Consider the following 16472-nt stretch of genomic DNA (forward strand, 5'->3'; position numbering starts at 1 on the left):
GCCGACACCCCGTCCCTCCCATCCTTTTTTCGAGAGAGCCTGTCATGAGTGCCAACGAATCCCTGGACATGTCCCGCGATAGCGAGAACGTGCGCGACGCATCCGGCGACACCGACAGCCGTCCGTCGGCCAACCTGCCGGGCCCCGACCCGTCGCCGCAATCGATCCTGGCGCGGTGGGGCAAGTGGTGGGGCAAGAAGGACAGCGCCAAGCCCGACGGAGCGGCCAAGGCGGATGTGGCCGCCCCGCCCACGGTCGCTGCCCGTCACCTGACGCGCTGGCGCAACCTGCTGCGCCCGTGTTTCCAGGCGCGCCTGACCGATGTCGCGGCCAACCGGTCGGCGCTGGCATGGCAGGAGCAGTATCAGGCGGCCGACGCAGTGCACCGGCGCGCCATGATCGAAGTGCTGACCGAAATGGCGAACACCCCGCCGGCCGCACCCGGCCCGGCGCCTGAAGGCGCGGCGCTGGCCAAGATACTGAGCGACGGGCGTGTCCGTTTCTTCAAGCGGCTCAATGGCTTGCCCGATGGACTGCGTTTCCTGCTCGGCCTGCGCGCCGACTTGCTGCACTGGCGCAAGGCCCTGCCGGGTATCGCGCCGCTGGATGCGGACCTGCAGGAATTGCTGTCGCACTGGTTCGATGTCGGCCTGCTCGAGCTGCAACGCATGACGTGGGACTCGCCGGCCTCCTTGCTTGAAAAGCTGATGATCTACGAAGCGGTGCACGAGATCTCGTCGTGGACCGATCTGCGCAATCGCCTGGATTCCGATCGCCGCTGCTACGCCTTCTTTCATCCGCAGATCCCGAATGAACCCTTGATCTTCGTGGAAGTGGCGTTCTGCGCAGAGATGGCCGACAGTGTCCAGAGCCTGCTGGATGAGTCGGCGCCGCTCGAAGATCTGGACAAGGCGCGTTGGGCCATCTTTTATTCGATCTCGAACACGCAGGCCGGCCTGCGCGGTGTCAGCTTCGGCAACTTCCTGCTCAAGCGGGTGATCGACGAGCTCAACCGCGACCTGCCGAAGGTCAAGAAATTTGCGACCTTGTCGCCGATTCCGGGCTTTGCCGACTGGCTCAAGAAGTTGCCGCCCCCGCGCCTGGCCGACATCACCGACAAACGCCGCAAGCCGTCCGATACGCAAGTTGACACCGCCGCGGTGACCGGCGCCCAGGTGCTGACGCGCCTGCAGCAGGACGACGATGCCGAGACGCAGGCCCTGGGCCTTCGGCTTGCCGCGCACTACCTGGTCCATGGCAACCCGGGCGGTCAACCGGTGGACCCGGTGGCCCGCTTTCACCTGGGCAACGGCGCGCGGATCGAACGTCTGGTGTGGGGCGCCGACCTTTCCAAGAAGGGAAAGGCCCAATCCTGCTCCATGATGGTCAACTATCTGTATGACCTGGACGAATTGGATGCAAACCTGAGCAAACTCGGTTACGGTAAACCGGAGATGAGCCGGGCGATCGCCCGTTTGCTGTGAACGTGACAACGCACGCACGAACGACGCAACAACCAAGACGACGCATCAACCAAGACGACGCATCAACCAAGCAGTACGACAACAGGGAAACTGGCGGCATAGCCAGCCCGACATCCACCCGATGACATCGAGGAGACACTCATGGCGCGACGCTTTACGGTAGTTGCAGTACTGGCCGGTCTGGCCTGCGCGGGGCCGGCCTTTGCTGCCGATGCCTGGCCTTCCAAACCGGTCGTGCTGATCGTTCCTTTTCCCGCTGGCGGCGGCACCGATACCTTTGCGCGGCCGCTGGCGCAGCAGCTCTCGGCCCAGCTGGGACAAACCGTGGTGGTCGACAACCGCGGCGGGGCAGGGGGCACAGTGGGCGCTGCGATCGCGGCGCGCGCTGCGCCCGATGGCTACACGTTCTTCATGGGCAGCGCGCACCACGCGATCGCGCCGTCGTTCTACAAAGGGCTGAGCTACGACATTGAAAAGGACTTCATTCCCGTGACCGTGGTTGCGCAGCCCCCGCAAGTCATCGTCGCCAGTCCGGCGGCGTCATTCAAGGATCTGAAAGGCATGGTGGCCTATGCGCGGAGCAATTCGGGCAAGCTGAACTTCGGTTCCGCGGGCAATGGCACGACGCACCACCTGGCAGGCGAATTGTTCAAGCTGCAATCCAAGACCGACATGGCGCACGTGCCGTACACCGGAGCGGGTCCGATGCTGCTGGCGCTGATGGGCGACCAGGTCAACGTGGCGTTCGACGGCCTGGGGTCCAGTGCGCAGCACATACGCAGTGGCAAGATCAAGGCGATTGCGGTGGCGGCGCCGCAGCGCTCGGCGGCCTTTCCCGATATCCCCACCGCGACCGAGGCGGGCCTGCCGGGCTACGAAGTGTCGACCTGGTATGGCATCTTCGCACCCAAGGGCACACCGAAAGAAGCCGTCGACCGCATGGGCGCCGAGCTGCGCAAGGCGCTCGATTCGCCGGAACTGAAAAAGACCTGGCTGGCCAACGGTTCCGACACGCCGCGCTATACGCAGCCGGAATTCGCAAGCTATCTGCAAAGCGAAGTGCAGCGCTGGCGCAAGGTGTCGCAAGACGCCGGCGTGAAGGCGGACTGACGCATGACGACGGCCCCATTGCGTGGACACGGGCCGGCAGCTGCAGCCATCGCAGCGGCCGTGCCTGCCGAGGCTGACGTGCTGGCGACGGCTGTGACCCCTGCCGCGGAAGTCGCGGATGCCGCGGATGCCGCGATTACCACCGACAACGAACCGGACGCATCTGCCGCCGGCACGGTGCTGCTGACGCGCAACGGGGGTGTCGCCACCCTTACCTTGTCCCACCCTGGGAAACTGAACGCGCTCAATGTTGCGATGTGGCTGACATTGCGGCACATGCTCGACGATCTGTCAGACGACGACAGCCTGCGATGCGTGCTGCTGCGCGGCGCGGACGGCAACTTTGCCGCGGGGGCCGATATCTCGGAATTTCCGGATCAGCGCGGCGACCTGAAAAGCCTGATGCATTATCACGACGCCATCCTGGCGCCGGCTTTGCAAGCGGTCGCCCAGTGCAAGCATCCGACAGTGGCCGCTATCCAGGGCGTGTGCGTCGGCGGCGGACTTGAAATCGCCGCGCACTGCGACCTGCGCATCGCCGCACGATCATCGCGGTTGGGCGTGCCGATCAATCGCCTGGGCTTTTCGATGGCGCCTGGCGAAATGCAGGGGCTGCTGGCCCTGGTGGGCCGCGCGGTCACGTTGGAACTGCTGCTGGAAGGCCGCTTGCTCGATGCCGATGAGGCCTATGCCAAGGGGCTGCTGACCCGTGTCGTGGATGACCAGGCGCTGGTGGCCGAGGCCCAGCGCTGCGTCGACCGCATCGCAGTGGGTGCCCCCCTGGCTGCGCGCATCAACAAGGACACGGTGCGACGGTTGAGCCCCGAACCGGCGCCTTTGACCGAGGCCGAACGGCTTGCCTGTTTTGCCTATTGGGATTCAGCTGACCATGTCGAAGGCGTGACTGCGTTCCTGGCCGGCCGCAAGCCAGTGTTCAGCGGGCGGTAGCCCCGCGTCCGCCGGCGCCCGATCCGTCCCATCCCATTATTTGATTATCTGATCATCCTTTCACCGACTCTTTTCATAGCGACGTCTCCATGAACGGCAACCTTTATTCCCTGCTGTCGTCGGGCTTCCCGGCCGACCGACTCAGCCTCTGCATCGAAGCCCATGACGGGGTGAACTTCACGTGGAAGGACGTCGATGCGATGACCAGCCGCATGGCCAACCTGCTTGCCGCGCTCGAGCTGCCCAAGGGCGCGCGCGTGGCCGCCCAGGTGGAAAAGTCTCCTGAAGCGCTGATGCTCTACCTGGCCACCCTGCGTGCCGGGTACGTCTACCTGCCGCTCAACACCGCCTACCAATCGAGCGAAGTCGATTACTTCCTGGGCGACGCCGAACCGTCGGTGGTGGTGTGCAGCAGCAAGAACCTCGCTTGGGTAGGCGCTGCGGCGGCCAAGGCCGGCACGGGCCATGTGTTCACGTTGGACGATAATCACACCGGGTCGCTGCTCGATGCGGCGCAGGCGCACGCCGACAGCTTCGAGACCGTGGCCGTGACCGAAGAGGACCTGGCCGCCATCCTGTACACATCGGGCACCACGGGCCGCAGCAAGGGCGCCATGCTGACGCATGACAACCTGGCGTCCAACGCCAAGGTGCTGCACCAGTTCTGGGGATGGCGCAGCGACGACGTGCTGCTGCACATGCTGCCCATCTTTCATGTGCACGGCTTGTTTGTGGCCGCCCATGGCGCGCTGCTCGCCGGCGCAAAGATGATCTGGTTGCCGAAGCTGGACGTGGCCCGCACGCTGCGCGAGCTGCCACGCTGCACCGTCATGATGGGTGTGCCGACCTACTACGTGCGCCTGCTGGACGAACCCGCGTTCAATCGCGACGTGTGCCGGAACATGCGCCTGTTTGTGTCCGGCTCTGCCCCTTTGTTGATGGAGACATTCAACGATTTCCGCGAGCGCAGCGGCCATACGATCCTGGAGCGCTACGGCATGAGCGAGACGGCCATGCTGGTGTCGAACCCTTACGATCCGTCGCTGGGCGAACGTATCGGCGGCACGGTGGGCATGCCGCTGCCGGGCGTGTCGGTGCGTGTCGTGAACGACGCCGACCAGGAATGCGCCCCGGGCGAGATCGGCAACATCCAGGTGAAGGGCCCGAACGTGTTCAAGGGCTACTGGCGCATGCCCGAAAAGACGGCCCAGGAGTTCACCGCCGACGGCTGGTTCAAGACGGGCGACGTCGGCCGTTGGGGCGGCGACGGGGCAGGGACCGTGGTGCCCGACAACTATGTGGCCATCGTGGGGCGCAGCAAGGACCTGATCATTTCGGGCGGCTTTAACGTGTACCCGAAGGAGATCGAAACGCTGATCGACGACATGCCCGGCGTGCTGGAAAGCGCCGTGATCGGCGTGCCGCACAAGGATTTTGGCGAAGCCGTGGTGGCCGTGGTCGTGCCCAAGCCGGGCGCCGACCTGGTCGAAGCCGACATGCTGGCCATCCTGAAGACGCGCATTGCCAACTTCAAGGTGCCCAAGCGCCTGCACGTCGTGAACGAATTGCCGCGCAACACGATGGGCAAGGTCCAGAAGAACGTGCTGCGCGATACGTATGGGTTGTGACCCGGGGCTGTAACCCAGGGGCTGCAGGCCGGTGCAGGAAGCCGCGCCGGGCTGTGCGACAATACGCGCCGTGCGCCTGTGACGAAACAGGTAGACGTAGCGGACTTCCAGCAATGCGGAGTGCCCCGGGCGAAAGGCCGGGAGTAGAACTCGTCAAATTCGGAGAACCCCTGGCACGGGAACGCCGAGCCAAGCAGGTCGTTGTTGCAACGGCCGGGCGTGTGTAGAGACTTGACGGCGAGGGCCTAATGCCGGGCGTGACCGAGAACCTTCGGATGCGACCGGCGATGGTCAAGACAAAGTCCAGACCCCAAACGGTGATCGCGGCAGTTCAGCGGCGCCGGCAGCGCGAGCTGTAGCAGGTAAGAAAATCCGCCGCCGCAAGGCGTACCGGTTCGACTCCGGTCAGGCGCACCACTTCTTGATCGACCCGCTGTGGGCACCCACGGCGGCGTGTGTGCGGCATGGCGGCACCGCCGGCATCCTTGTCGGCAGCACCGCCGGCATATTGCAGGCTGCATGGCTGGCAGCATCGCCGCCCAGCCAGCCCTCGACCACTCCAGATCCCGACTTGGATCTTTGCCCTCAGCGGCGGGGCTTCGCGACCCGTTGCGATGGCATCGGCGCTTCCAGATGCGTCGTCAGCCAGTTGGCCGGCTTGCCGTCCTTCTTGGCGTGCCAATCCTTGCCCAGCTCGACGATCAACGCATCCTTGGCATCTTCAAAATCTGTCTTGGCGGCTGCATCGAACATGCAGGTGTAGATGTCGCAGGCCGGAAAGTCGCTGGCGACGAACACGCCCACGCCGCGCGAATCGATCCATAGCGGCGCCGCGCGGTTGTCGACTTTTTCCTGCAGATTGCGCAGGGCCTTCTGCACGGTCGATGCGCTCTCTTTCGAGGCGGACATGATCACCAGGTAATGGCGCAGCTCGACGGGGTCTTTGAAAGGGTCATTCATGATGAGCGGAATACATGGCGGGTCCAGAAAGCAGGGAAGGGGGAAAGTCCCAGCTTAGTCCATAAGCGAGCAGGTTTCGTTCACGCCAAAGCGTGCCGCGTCATTGCCGCCTTGTTCGTTGCCCCCGATCTTGCCCCGTCGGCATCCCCGGAAGGATCTTCGAAAGCAACTCCCACAGCCACTCCGACAGCACCTCCGACAGCACCTCCGACAGCACCTCCGACAGCACCTCCGTGCGCGGCCTCCTGAGCATCTACCCGCCGCGTCAATTCAAATTGAGTCTGGCTTTATCGGCCAGGTCACGCCATCTTTGAAGGTCCTGCGTGACGAAATCATGCACCGCCTGTGCGCTGCCGGTCCCGGCCACCGACCCGCTGGCGTCCAGCGCCGGTTTCATGTCCTGCGACGTCGAAATCTCGGAAATCCACTGATTGAGCCGCTCGATACGATCCGCCGGGGTGCCAGCGGGCGCCCCCACGATGTACCACTGCGACGCGTCGTACCCCTTCAAGCCGGCCTCCTGCATCGTCGGTACCTTGGGCAGACTGTCGATGCGATAGCGGGTGGTCACGGCATACGCCTTGAGCTTGCCGGCCCGGATCTGCTGCACCACGGGCGTGACGCCCAGCATAGCCAGCGGAATTTGCCCGCCCACCACATCGGCCACGGCCTGCCCGCCGCCTTTGTACGGAACGTGGGTCATGGCCGTGCCAGCCGCCAAATTGAACAGCTCGCCGGCCAGATGCTGCGAGGTGCCGTTGCCTGAACTGGCGTAGCTCCACAGCTTGGGTTCCTTGCGCATGTCGGCAATCAGTTCCTGCACGGTGGACGGCGCGTTCGATGCCGGGCCGACCAATACCATCGGGCCTTGCGCAAGCGATGCCACCGCAGTCAGTTCGCGGCCGAGCTCCGGCACGCGCTGCGTGAACAGCAGGGGCCCGGGAAGGGTAATCAAGGTGTAGGCATCGGGCGCCGCGCGGGCCGCCGTCTGCAAGGCGATCAGGCCCGATGCCCCCGGACGGTTTTCCACCACCACACTCTGCCCTGTCTTTTCACTCAGCTTGCGCGCCGCCACGCGTGTCAGGACGTCCAGCGAGCCGCCGGGCGGAAACCCGACGATCCAGGTGATGGGTCTGGCAGTCGGCCAGGGCGCGATATCGGCGGGCGATGCGGCCAGCGCGCCTGCAAGCGGCAGCGCCGACAGCGCCAGCGTGACCCAGGCAAGTGCGGCGCGAATGACAGGCGTCGTAGCGTTCATGGTTGCGTTCCGGACAATGGTTGAAGGTTGCGGGATCCGTCGTGTTCAGTCGGCCGTACCCGGCGGCGTGTTCGGATGGGCTTTGCTGCTCTGGTTGAAGCCTTGGATCATCCGCAGCACCGGCCCCATCACCCAAGTGTTGAACACGAGCACGTCGGTCTCTTCCTTGGGGTCGCGCGTCAGGTTGAACAGGTAAGGCGATTCGAGCTTGCCTTTGCCTTCGTTGACTTCCGGTTCCCAATAGAAGTGCAGCTTCCAGTCACGCCACTTGGCCGCCCGCAGATCGCCCTTGATATGGAACAGGAACCCTTCGCGAGCTGACTTGGCTTGCTTGCCGAGCAAAAAATCCGACTGGTCGACGCCATCGATGGGGCGGTCGGCCGGGATCGTGGCGCCGGCAATCGCGGCCAGCGTCTTGAACAGGTCGGTCACGTGCACGATCTCGTTGCTGACGACCCCTTCCGCAATCCTGCCGGGCCAGCGCGCAATGAACGGGACGCGCAGCGACCCTTCCATGGCCGTGTGATACGTGCCGCGCCAGGGGCCTGCCGTGCCACGATAGGGCGCACGAAATTCCGGCCCGTTGTCGCTGCAAAAAATGAAGAGCGTGTTATCCGCAATACCCAGGCGGTCGACTTCGTCGACGATCTGGCCCACACGATGATCCATCTCCACCATGGCATCGGCAAAATCCCCTGCGCCGGTCCGCCCGGCAAAGTCCCGATGGGGCAGGGTGGGGAAGTGCAGATGCACCATCGGCAGGTACAGAAAGAAAGGCCTGGACGCAGCATGATGGGTCTGCATGAAGCCGATCGCGCGAAGGACCAAGGTTTCGTCGATCGCGCGCCGGCTGTCGAGGTCGTACACCTGAACCTGGGTGGAAGGCTCGCCCGCGCGACCCTGCATGATGAACGGGGTATCGACGACGTCAGGATCGAACCCTACGGTGGATGTGAACTGGCTTTCATCGGTGGTGCGGGGGATGCCGTACCACTCGTCGAAACCCCGGTCGGACGGCAGGCGGCCTTCGACATCGCCCAGATGCCACTTGCCGAAATGTCCGGTGGCGTAGCCCGCCTGGGACAGCACCTGGGCTAGCGTGACTTCCCAGCGGGTCAGCCCCTGCGGCAGGCCGGGGGGTACCGACTGCAGGCATCCCGTCCGGATCGGATGGCGGCCCGTCATGAGCGCCGACCGGGTCGGCACGCAGTCGCTTTCCACGTTGAAGTTCTGCAGCAGCAGGCCCTGCCTGGCCAGAGCGTCGATGCGCGGCGTGGGCGCACCCCGCAAGGCGCCGCCGCCATAGCAGCCCAGTTCCCCCCATCCCAGATTGTCGGCAAGGATCAGAACGATATTGGGTGACATGGTCGGCTCCGGAAGATGCGTGTCCAGACAAAGTAAACGATGCCCCTGGGCTGGGGGATTCCTGATGGCGCAAAAATTGATTCCGGGCAGGAATATCGATATGGTGGCTCGACGGGGCGTCACAACACGCTGGCGATCGCGCTGTGATCCCGTCACTGGAGCTTATCGATGGCGTTTGCGTACGCTGACCTGCTGTGTTTCGAGGCCGTGGTCGATCATGGCCACGTCGGACGCGCCGCCGCTGCCCTGCAGGTGGGGCAGCCAGCCGTCTCCAAGACGCTTCAACGGATTGAAAAGGCGGTGGGCATGCCGCTGTTCGAGCGCGGCGCGCATGGCGTGGTCCTGACCGCCAGCGGTCATCTCTTTCGCGACCAGGTTCGTCCCTTGATTGCGCAGCACGAGGCTGCGCTGCGAGCGGCGCGTGACATCCGCGCCCAGCACAGCGGCTTGTTGCGCCTGGGCCTGACGCAGGCGACATCGGAAGGAACCGCGCCGCGAGCGGTGGCAGATCTGCTGCGGCACCGTCCGGGCTTGCGCATCCAGCTGGAGATCGGCAAGTCGGACGATCTGGAGCGTGCTTTGCACCAAGGGATGCTGGATCTGGCCGTGGTGCCGGCCTACCCCGGGCAGGCCGGCGCAGGATCCCTACGTGCCGGGCAAGCCGGCGCAGGATCCACACGCTCCGGGCACGGCGTTGCCAGCCCGACACCGTCCGTGCAAGCCGTTGCAGATGAACCCGCCGTGGTGGGGGGAGACCGTCTGGTCGTGGCTGCCCGCCCGACCCATCCCTTGTTCGCTGCGCACCGCCGTCGACCTGACGGGCTGGGCTTCAACGACCTGATGCCCTACGGCTGGACTTTGCCCAGCCGGGCCAGCGCCGCACGCACGCATGTCGATCGACAGTACGCCGCGCAGGGACTGGCAGCACCTACGGTGGTGCTGGAGATCGAACACAACACCGAAGCCGCGCTGACCATCGTTGCGCAGACCGACCTGCTGTGTTTTGTCCCGGACCTTTTTCTGCGTCGGATGGCAGGCCGTCTGAAAAGGCTGCCGTTCACCGCGCTGGATACGCCTCGTGAATGGGTGCTGATCAGCCGGCCCCGGGCCGTCTGGACACCGTTGATGCACGCGTTACGCGACAAGCTGCGCGACCAGACCGTGTGAGGCCAGACCGTGCAAGATCAAACAGTGCAAGATCAAACAGTGCAAGACCAGACTGCCCGGGATCCCACAGCCGGTGAGCACAATGCGCGGCCGCCGTCGGGCAACTGCCAACTATGAAAGGTATGTGACCAGTCGTAGCCGGCAGTTCGTTGTCACCAAGCAACGATCAACCATTCGAACTCATCCTTTCGTGGCGTAGATACAAGGTCTTTCTCCTTGAAACGCACTTGTTGATGTTGGTTGGAGCCTAATCCATCGGGATGAGATAAAATTATCTCGTTACCAAATCCCCCAACTAGACCGTTTCAGCGAAAGGTGTATCGGTGAACTGCAAGCCTGGCGATCTGGCCGTCATCGTCTCCAGCCATCCTGGCTCGGAATGCAATATCGGAACATTTGTCACCGTCGTGGAGCCTCTGGGCGCCGAGAACGGACGGTGGGCCTTCGAGCGCGCCAGCCGGCCGCTCAAGATGGTGGACCGCAGCGGGCGCCTGGCGCCGAGCTGGGTCACGTCGTCGTTCGACGATCCTCCGCACATCTGTGGCCTGCTCGACCGATTCCTGCGGCCGATCCGCGGCGTATCCGAAACGATCGAAGCACCTGCGTCCCTCGAAACTGTCTGACTCGTGCCGGGCCGGTCCAGACCGGCCGCCAGCACCGTGTTGTTCCGCTCCGACCCGCGCCCACATCACCGCATCCGAATCGGCCCATGCCTGTCTGCCGCGCCACGCGCGCGCAGTTTGACCCAGGTCCGTCCGCCATCCGACCCACCCTGAAGTTTCGCACTCCATAAGGACGTTGCCCCTTTGCGTTCCAAGCAGCAGCACCGTCAATCCATGCGCTGGTTAGCATTGTGGGGCACCTTATTGGCCGTCTGTTTCGCGGCGATTTCTGCGTCGACGTTGTACGGCACGCGGCAGGATGCCGGCCAGGCCGCGCGGGCCGCTTCGGCCAATCTTTCGTTGATGGTGGCGACCAACATCGAGCGGGACGTCGAACGGATCGACATCTCGCTGCAGGCCGTCATCGACAACCTGCGGCGTCCGGACATCCAGGGCCTGAGCGAAGAACTGCGCCATCTGGTGCTGTTCGACCGCATCGATCACACCCGGGGCCTGGGCGCCGTGCTGGTGGTCGACGCCAAGGGAGACGTCATCCACAACTCATCGATGCCGCGCCGCCCCGCCATGAATCTGGCGCAGCGCGACTACTTTCAGGCGCTGCGCAATGCGCCGTCCCAGTCCCTGTACATCGCGCCGCCGGTCAAGACCGAACTGACCGGACTGTGGGTGATTCCGGTCGCGCGCCGCATCATCCTGGCCGACGGCAGCTTTGGCGGCATGGTGGTCGGGTCGATGCGGGTGGCGCACCTGGAACGCCTGTTCGAGCAGCTCGAGCTGGGCAATGCCGGATCGCTCAAGCTGCTTCGGGCCGACGGCACCATCATGGCCCGCTTTCCCGAAGCGGGCAGCGCGCTAGGGCAGCGGCTGCAGAACGTGTCGCTGTTCGAACAGTTTCCGGGCAAGCCCACCGGCCATTTCGACGGTCCGGGGCGGCTGACGGGCGTGTCGCGCCTGTACGCCTATCATGCGGTCGGCGCCTTGCCGCTGGTGGTTGTGGTCGGGCTGGCGCATGCGGACATCTACGCAGCCTGGTATGTCAAGGCGCTGATCATCGGCCTGATCATGGCGGCGTCATTGATCGCAACGGTGGTGCTGGTGTGGCTGCTGCGCAGCGAACTGCAGCGGCGGGTGGCGGCCGAACGGGCAGCCAGCCGCAACGAGCGGCGCTATCGTTTGCTGGCCGAAAATTCGGTGGACACCATCGTGATGAGCGGGGCCGATGGGCGGGTCAGCTACATTTCGCCGGCCATTGTGGACGTGCTGGGATGGACGCCTGCCGACATCGAGGGCAAGCGCATCAGTGATTTCGTGCACAAGGATCACCTGATGGTGCTGGATGACCAGCGCACGGACGCCAGCGCGCCCGCCACGCTGACCTTCCCGGCGCGCCATCGCGACGGCCAATGGATCTGGCTCGAAGCGCGCGTGCGCCGCCTGTCCGGGGACATCGACGGTGCGAGCTACATCTCGAACGTGCGCGATGTCTCCGGCCGCAAGAAGGCGGAACAGGCCCTGGAAGCGGCCAATGCGCAATTGCAGGCGATGGCTGCCACGGACGCACTGACGAACCTTGCCAACCGCCGGCGGTTTGACGAAACGCTGGACCGCGAGTGGCGGCGATCGATCCGCGATGGCACCGAGCTGGCATTGCTGTTGATCGACGCCGACCACTTCAAGGCGCTGAACGACTACTACGGCCATCAGCAGGGCGACATCTACCTGAAGGCAATCGCAGGGATCATCCAGGACTGCATCCGGCGGCCCGGCGACATGGCCGCGCGGTACGGCGGCGAAGAATTTGCCGTGCTGCTGCCCCGCACGTCTGCCGATGGCGCGCTGATCCTTGCCGAAAAGATCCGCTGCGCCGTGCATGACGCGCAAATTCCCCACGTCAAAGGCACCAGAGGTGTCATGACCGTCAGCATCGGCGTATACAGCCTGGCGCCGGCCGACGGGCAGTCCGCGGCCGATCTGGTCAAGCGTGCGGACGCCGCCCTGTACTCCGCCAAACACGCCGGCCGCAACCGCAGCTGTCAGTTTCAGGGGCAGGCACTTCCAGAAACGGCCGCGCCCTGATTGAACGGCGGGTGGGCACCGACGCGCCGGCAGTGCCGCGTGCCGGTGCTGCAAGCCCCTGCGTCGGCCTTGCGTTACCATGGCGCTTTGGCTGCAACCCTTCCCCGCAACACCTCATGTCTCTCAAGGTTTTCGATTTGCAGTGCGCGCAAGGCCACGTGTTCGAGGGCTGGTTCGGCTCGCACGCAGATTTCGACTCCCAGCACTCGCGCGGCCTGATCACCTGCCCCATGTGCGGCAACGGCGTCATCGAAAAGAAGCTGTCGGCGCCGCGCCTGAACGTGTCGGGACTGCGGGAAGGCCGGCCGCCCATGCCGGCGCCCGCTGACGCGTCGTCGTCAGCGCCGGCAGGCGGCCCGCCACCGTCGGCTGCCATGCAGGCGCAGTTCCTGCAGCATCTGCGCCAGGCGATCCGCAACACCGAAAACGTCGGCACCCAGTTTGCCGACGAAGCCCGCCGCATCCATCATGGCGATGCGCCGGAACGTCCGATCCGCGGCGTCGCGACCGCCGACGAACGCCAGTCCCTGACCGACGAGGGAATTGCCGTGGCGCCCATTCCGGCGCTGTTTGACGACGACCGCCTCCAATAAGCGACCTATGCCCCGTTTCTACTTTGAAGACTTTTCCGTCGGCCAGATCCTGCCGCTCGGCCAGGTGACCCTGGACAGCGCCGCCATCATTGAATTTGCCACCCGCTACGATCCGCAGTCTTTCCACGTCGATGAGAAGGCCGCGGCGTCGTCGCCTTTTGGTGGCCTGATCGCCAGCGGATGGCACACCTGCGCGGTGATCATGCGCCTGATGTGCGATGCATATCTGCTGGAAAGCGCCAGCATCGGTTCCCCGGGCGTCGAGGACATCCGCTGGAAGAAGCCGGTGCGCGCGGGGGACACGCTGACGGTGCAGGTCGAAATCCTCGAAACCCGGCCCTCGCGCAGCAAGCCGGGGCAGGGGTCGATCCTGACCAAGGTGACGGCGGTGAACCAGCGCGGCGAACTGGCCATGACGATGGAGTCGTGGTGCATGCTCGCAGCGCGCGCCGCGGCTTAATTCTCACGAAAACTCTCAGAATCAGGCCGGGGCCCTCAAGTCCGGGCGACGAATGCCGTTAGGGTAGTGCACCCGGCGGCGCCCCTGGCGGCGTCGGGAGCGGCCAGTGTCCTGCCGCCCATCGTTCCTGCCCAGAAGCCGATATCTTGACCCGTTCCAGTCCTTCGTCCCCGCAGGGATGTGCCGTCACCCACGGACGCCCAGATACGATGCTGGAAAACATCGCAGTCACCTTTCTGGACGCTATCGGAGAGGGCCTGCTCGCGGTCAACGATTCCGGGCGCATCTGTGCCGTCAATCGGGTCGCCTGCGCCCTGTTCGATCGCGACCGGGACACCCTGGTTGCGCTATGCCTGAACGACCTGCTGCCAGGGGCCTTGCATCCGGTCGCCGCCGGCGCGCGGGGGCATGGCGTCGCGCTTGCACCTGCGATCAGCGGCCGCACCCACCCGCTTCGGGCCAAGCGGCCCAACGGAATCGAGTTTTCGGTGCTGGCCAACATCAGCCGGGTCGACGCCGACGACTTCCGGGGCTTCGTTGTCGTCGTGACGAATATGTCCCAGCTGGCCAATGCCATGCAGTTGCTGCAGGAGCAGGCCGCACGCGATGAACTGACGGGCCTGTCCACCGACCGCTTCTTCTTTTCCTACCTGGATGGCCTGATCTCGCGCGGCGAAGACGCCGAACTTGCGCTGGTCGTCATCAACCTGGCGGACTTTGCCACCATCAACGAAGCGCTTGGCCATGCGTTCGGCGACCTGGTGCTGCACGAGATTGCCGGACGCCTGCGGGCCGCTGCGGGCGAGTCGACCCGGATCGCCCGGATCGGGGGCGCGCGGTTCGCCGTGGCGCTGACGGGCATCCACTCGGCGCGCCACGCCATGAGCCAGGCCGAAGAACTGCTTTGGGCGATCACTGGCAAGGAAGTGGTGCTGGGCGATCGCCGCATCCTGCCACGCGCCATGGCGGGCGTGGCCTGGGCTGCCGGCGAGATCCGCGAGGCGGAAGGCCTGATGCACGCCGCCGACCTGGCGCTGCGGCAGGCCCGGCGCGCGTCGGGAGGCGAAAGCTGGGTGGGCGTCTATAACCCCGACATGGCGCGCCGCGCGCAAGACCTGCTGGTGATCGAGACCGCGCTGATGGGTGCGCTTGAACGCAACGAGTTTTCGCTGCTGTACCAGCCCAAGGTGCTGCTTCCGTCGCGCCGCCCGTCGGGGGTCGAAGCGCTGCTGCGCTGGCATCCGCCAGGCCGTCCGCCCGTGCCGCCGGACCTGTTCATCCGGATGGCCGAACAGAATGGCCTGATCGTGCCGATCGGCGCCTGGGTGATTGCCGAGACCACGCGGTTCGCGGCGGAACACATGCCCGAATCTATGCGCATGAGCGTGAATGTGTCCACGGTGCAGTTTCGCGATCCGGGTCTGCTGGACGCGATCGATGCAGCCCTGCATGCGTCCAAGCTGAAGCCGTCCCGGCTGGAACTGGAAATTACCGAGACGGCTGCCATGAGCGAGCTCACGCTGGCGATCGAGGCGATCCGCAACCTGCGCAATATTGGCGTACGCACGGCCATCGATGATTTTGGCACCGGCTATTCGTCGCTCAGCTACCTGACGCGGCTCGAAGTCGACAAGATCAAGATCGACCAGAGCCTGCTGCCCAAGGACGGCGACGAGCGGATGTGGCAGGTGCTCAACGCCATCATCGAGCTCTGCCATGCGGCGGATCGCGAGGTGCTGGCCGAAGGCATCGAATCCGAATGGCAGGCCGAGCGGCTGGCGCAGGGGGGCTGTGACAAGGGCCAGGGCTATCTGTTTTCGCGGCCCATTCCGCCCGACGCCTTGCGCACCTACCTGCAGCGCGAAATGGGCTGAGCGGGCGCCGGCGCGGCCCGGGCGCGTACTGCGCGCACCCGAAAAAAAGGCCAGTGCGAACGGATCGCACTGGCCTTTTTCGTGGCGGGATGACTCCCGCCGACGATCACTTCACGCGGCTGCGGTATTCGGCAGTGCGAGTGTCGATTTCGATCTTGTCGCCAATGGCGCAGAAAAGCGGCACGGGCAATTCAAAGCCGGTAGCCAGCTTGGCAGGCTTCATGACCTTGCCCGACGTGTCGCCACGGACAGCCGGTTCGGTGTAGATGATTTCGCGAACGAGCATGTTCGGCAGGTCGACCGTGATGGCGCGGCCTTCGTAGAACACCACTTCGGCAGGCATGCCTTCTTCAAGGTAGTTCAGGGCGTCACCCATGCTGTCGGCTTCGATTTCGTACTGGTTGTACTCGGTGTCCATGAAGACATACATGGGATCGCCGAAATACGAGTACGTGCATTCCTTGCGCTCGAGCACGAGGACGTCGAACTTTTCGTCGGCCTTGAAGACGGTCTCGGACGCCGAAGCGGACAAGAGGTTCTTGAGCTTGAACTTGACGACCGAACCGTTACGGCCCGAACGGCTGTATTCGGCCTTTTGCACGACCAGGGGTTCCTGGCCGACCATGATCACGTTGCCGACGCGCAGTTCCTGAGCGGTTTTCATACTTGAATCAACCTTAGCGAGAGACTGGTTCTGACGATCTGCCCCGGGGCTCTCCGGCCTCGGCCAGCAACGACGAGCGCGCTGGGTGCATCGCGACAGGGTCGCGGTGCGTAAGGGCCGGGCAGAGTGACTGCGGGGGGAGCCGTCGACCAAGTCGAAAGTGTGGTCTGACCCAACCTAGCTTGGGCCTGACGAAATAGTTTCAAGCCAGCCTACGCAAGGTAGTCAGTCAAGGAGCGGCTTGCAATTCACGAAAAGCCAT

Annotated in this window: 14 protein-coding genes; 10 read left to right on the top strand and 4 right to left on the bottom strand. The window is 64.6% G+C overall.

Going from position 1 to position 16472, the window contains the following annotated elements; all coding sequences use genetic code 11:
• The first annotated feature begins 68 nt into the window (after positions 1-68).
• The 4 genes from IE116_RS01610 to IE116_RS01625 all read left to right on the top strand — a co-directional run bounded on the left by IE116_RS01610 (position 69) and on the right by IE116_RS01625 (position 5170).
• Entirely contained in the window at positions 69-1484 is a 1416-nt protein-coding gene (locus tag IE116_RS01610; RefSeq protein ID WP_189614385.1) for a malonyl-CoA decarboxylase domain-containing protein, read from the top strand.
• A 141-nt stretch (positions 1485-1625) separates the two neighbouring features.
• A complete protein-coding gene (locus tag IE116_RS01615; protein ID WP_189609195.1) occupies positions 1626-2594 on the top strand; it encodes a Bug family tripartite tricarboxylate transporter substrate binding protein in 969 nt (322 codons plus the stop codon).
• Between the two features lie 3 nt (positions 2595-2597).
• Positions 2598-3542 (top strand): enoyl-CoA hydratase/isomerase family protein, encoded by a 945-nt coding sequence (locus IE116_RS01620; protein ID WP_189609197.1) that lies wholly within the window; start codon positions 2598-2600, stop codon positions 3540-3542.
• Positions 3543-3631: 89 nt separating this feature from the next.
• Positions 3632-5170 carry a malonate--CoA ligase gene (locus tag IE116_RS01625; RefSeq protein ID WP_189609199.1) on the top strand — a complete coding sequence of 513 codons (1539 nt, stop codon included), beginning with the start codon at positions 3632-3634 and terminating at the stop codon, positions 5168-5170.
• 585 nt (positions 5171-5755) lie between these two features.
• Here IE116_RS01625 and IE116_RS01630 read toward each other — a convergent pair.
• The 3 genes from IE116_RS01630 to IE116_RS01640 form a co-directional block, all read right to left on the bottom strand.
• Positions 5756-6130, bottom strand: coding sequence for a hypothetical protein (locus tag IE116_RS01630; RefSeq protein ID WP_189609201.1), 375 nt, complete (start codon positions 6128-6130; stop codon positions 5756-5758).
• 265 nt (positions 6131-6395) lie between these two features.
• On the bottom strand, positions 6396-7388 hold the full coding sequence (locus tag IE116_RS01635) for a Bug family tripartite tricarboxylate transporter substrate binding protein (RefSeq protein WP_189609203.1): 993 nt from the start codon (positions 7386-7388) through the stop codon (positions 6396-6398).
• 45 nt (positions 7389-7433) lie between these two features.
• The gene (locus tag IE116_RS01640) at positions 7434-8753 is read right to left on the bottom strand and encodes an arylsulfatase (RefSeq protein ID WP_189609205.1); all 1320 of its coding nucleotides are present in this window, start codon (positions 8751-8753) and stop codon (positions 7434-7436) included.
• A 168-nt stretch (positions 8754-8921) separates the two neighbouring features.
• Here IE116_RS01640 and IE116_RS01645 point away from each other — a divergent pair, with 168 nt between their 5' ends.
• The 6 genes from IE116_RS01645 to IE116_RS01670 all read left to right on the top strand — a co-directional run bounded on the left by IE116_RS01645 (position 8922) and on the right by IE116_RS01670 (position 15546).
• A complete protein-coding gene (locus tag IE116_RS01645; RefSeq protein ID WP_189609207.1) occupies positions 8922-9920 on the top strand; it encodes a LysR family transcriptional regulator in 999 nt (332 codons plus the stop codon).
• A gap of 323 nt (positions 9921-10243) precedes the next feature.
• The gene (locus tag IE116_RS01650; protein WP_189609209.1) at positions 10244-10543 is read left to right on the top strand and encodes a hypothetical protein; all 300 of its coding nucleotides are present in this window, start codon (positions 10244-10246) and stop codon (positions 10541-10543) included.
• Positions 10544-10756: 213 nt separating this feature from the next.
• Entirely contained in the window at positions 10757-12619 is a 1863-nt protein-coding gene (locus IE116_RS01655) for a diguanylate cyclase domain-containing protein (RefSeq protein ID WP_189609212.1), read from the top strand.
• 116 nt (positions 12620-12735) lie between these two features.
• Positions 12736-13212, top strand: coding sequence for a DUF1178 family protein (locus IE116_RS01660; protein WP_189609214.1), 477 nt, complete (start codon positions 12736-12738; stop codon positions 13210-13212).
• A gap of 7 nt (positions 13213-13219) precedes the next feature.
• Positions 13220-13672: a MaoC family dehydratase gene (locus IE116_RS01665; RefSeq protein WP_189609216.1), complete on the top strand. Its 453-nt coding sequence runs from the start codon at positions 13220-13222 to the stop codon at positions 13670-13672.
• 209 nt (positions 13673-13881) lie between these two features.
• Entirely contained in the window at positions 13882-15546 is a 1665-nt protein-coding gene (locus tag IE116_RS01670) for a putative bifunctional diguanylate cyclase/phosphodiesterase (RefSeq protein WP_189609217.1), read from the top strand.
• 106 nt (positions 15547-15652) lie between these two features.
• On the opposite strand, the gene efp is transcribed toward IE116_RS01670, so the two are convergent.
• The gene (efp, locus tag IE116_RS01675) at positions 15653-16210 is read right to left on the bottom strand and encodes an elongation factor P (protein WP_189609218.1); all 558 of its coding nucleotides are present in this window, start codon (positions 16208-16210) and stop codon (positions 15653-15655) included.
• Positions 16211-16472 lie beyond the last annotated feature (262 nt).

It is taken from the genome of Pigmentiphaga litoralis, assembly GCF_014651835.1.
GTDB classification, from domain to species: Bacteria; Pseudomonadota; Gammaproteobacteria; order Burkholderiales; family Burkholderiaceae_B; genus Pigmentiphaga; species Pigmentiphaga litoralis.

Excerpts from the sequence above, each read along its gene's own strand:
- IE116_RS01630 (WP_189609201.1), bottom strand. The coding sequence starts at position 6,130 with ATGAATGACCCTTTCAAAGACCCCGTCGAGCTGCGCCATTACCTGGTG.
- IE116_RS01635 (WP_189609203.1), bottom strand. The coding sequence starts at position 7,388 with ATGAACGCTACGACGCCTGTCATTCGCGCCGCACTTGCCTGGGTCACG.
- IE116_RS01670 (WP_189609217.1), top strand. The coding sequence starts at position 13,882 with ATGCTGGAAAACATCGCAGTCACCTTTCTGGACGCTATCGGAGAGGGC.
- IE116_RS01620 (WP_189609197.1), top strand. The coding sequence starts at position 2,598 with ATGACGACGGCCCCATTGCGTGGACACGGGCCGGCAGCTGCAGCCATC.
- IE116_RS01660 (WP_189609214.1), top strand. The coding sequence starts at position 12,736 with ATGTCTCTCAAGGTTTTCGATTTGCAGTGCGCGCAAGGCCACGTGTTC.
- IE116_RS01655 (WP_189609212.1), top strand. The coding sequence starts at position 10,757 with ATGCGCTGGTTAGCATTGTGGGGCACCTTATTGGCCGTCTGTTTCGCG.
- IE116_RS01625 (WP_189609199.1), top strand. The coding sequence starts at position 3,632 with ATGAACGGCAACCTTTATTCCCTGCTGTCGTCGGGCTTCCCGGCCGAC.
- IE116_RS01615 (WP_189609195.1), top strand. The coding sequence starts at position 1,626 with ATGGCGCGACGCTTTACGGTAGTTGCAGTACTGGCCGGTCTGGCCTGC.
- efp (WP_189609218.1), bottom strand. The coding sequence starts at position 16,210 with ATGAAAACCGCTCAGGAACTGCGCGTCGGCAACGTGATCATGGTCGGC.
- IE116_RS01610 (WP_189614385.1), top strand. The coding sequence starts at position 69 with ATGTCCCGCGATAGCGAGAACGTGCGCGACGCATCCGGCGACACCGAC.
- IE116_RS01645 (WP_189609207.1), top strand. The coding sequence starts at position 8,922 with ATGGCGTTTGCGTACGCTGACCTGCTGTGTTTCGAGGCCGTGGTCGAT.
- IE116_RS01665 (WP_189609216.1), top strand. The coding sequence starts at position 13,220 with ATGCCCCGTTTCTACTTTGAAGACTTTTCCGTCGGCCAGATCCTGCCG.
- IE116_RS01640 (WP_189609205.1), bottom strand. The coding sequence starts at position 8,753 with ATGTCACCCAATATCGTTCTGATCCTTGCCGACAATCTGGGATGGGGG.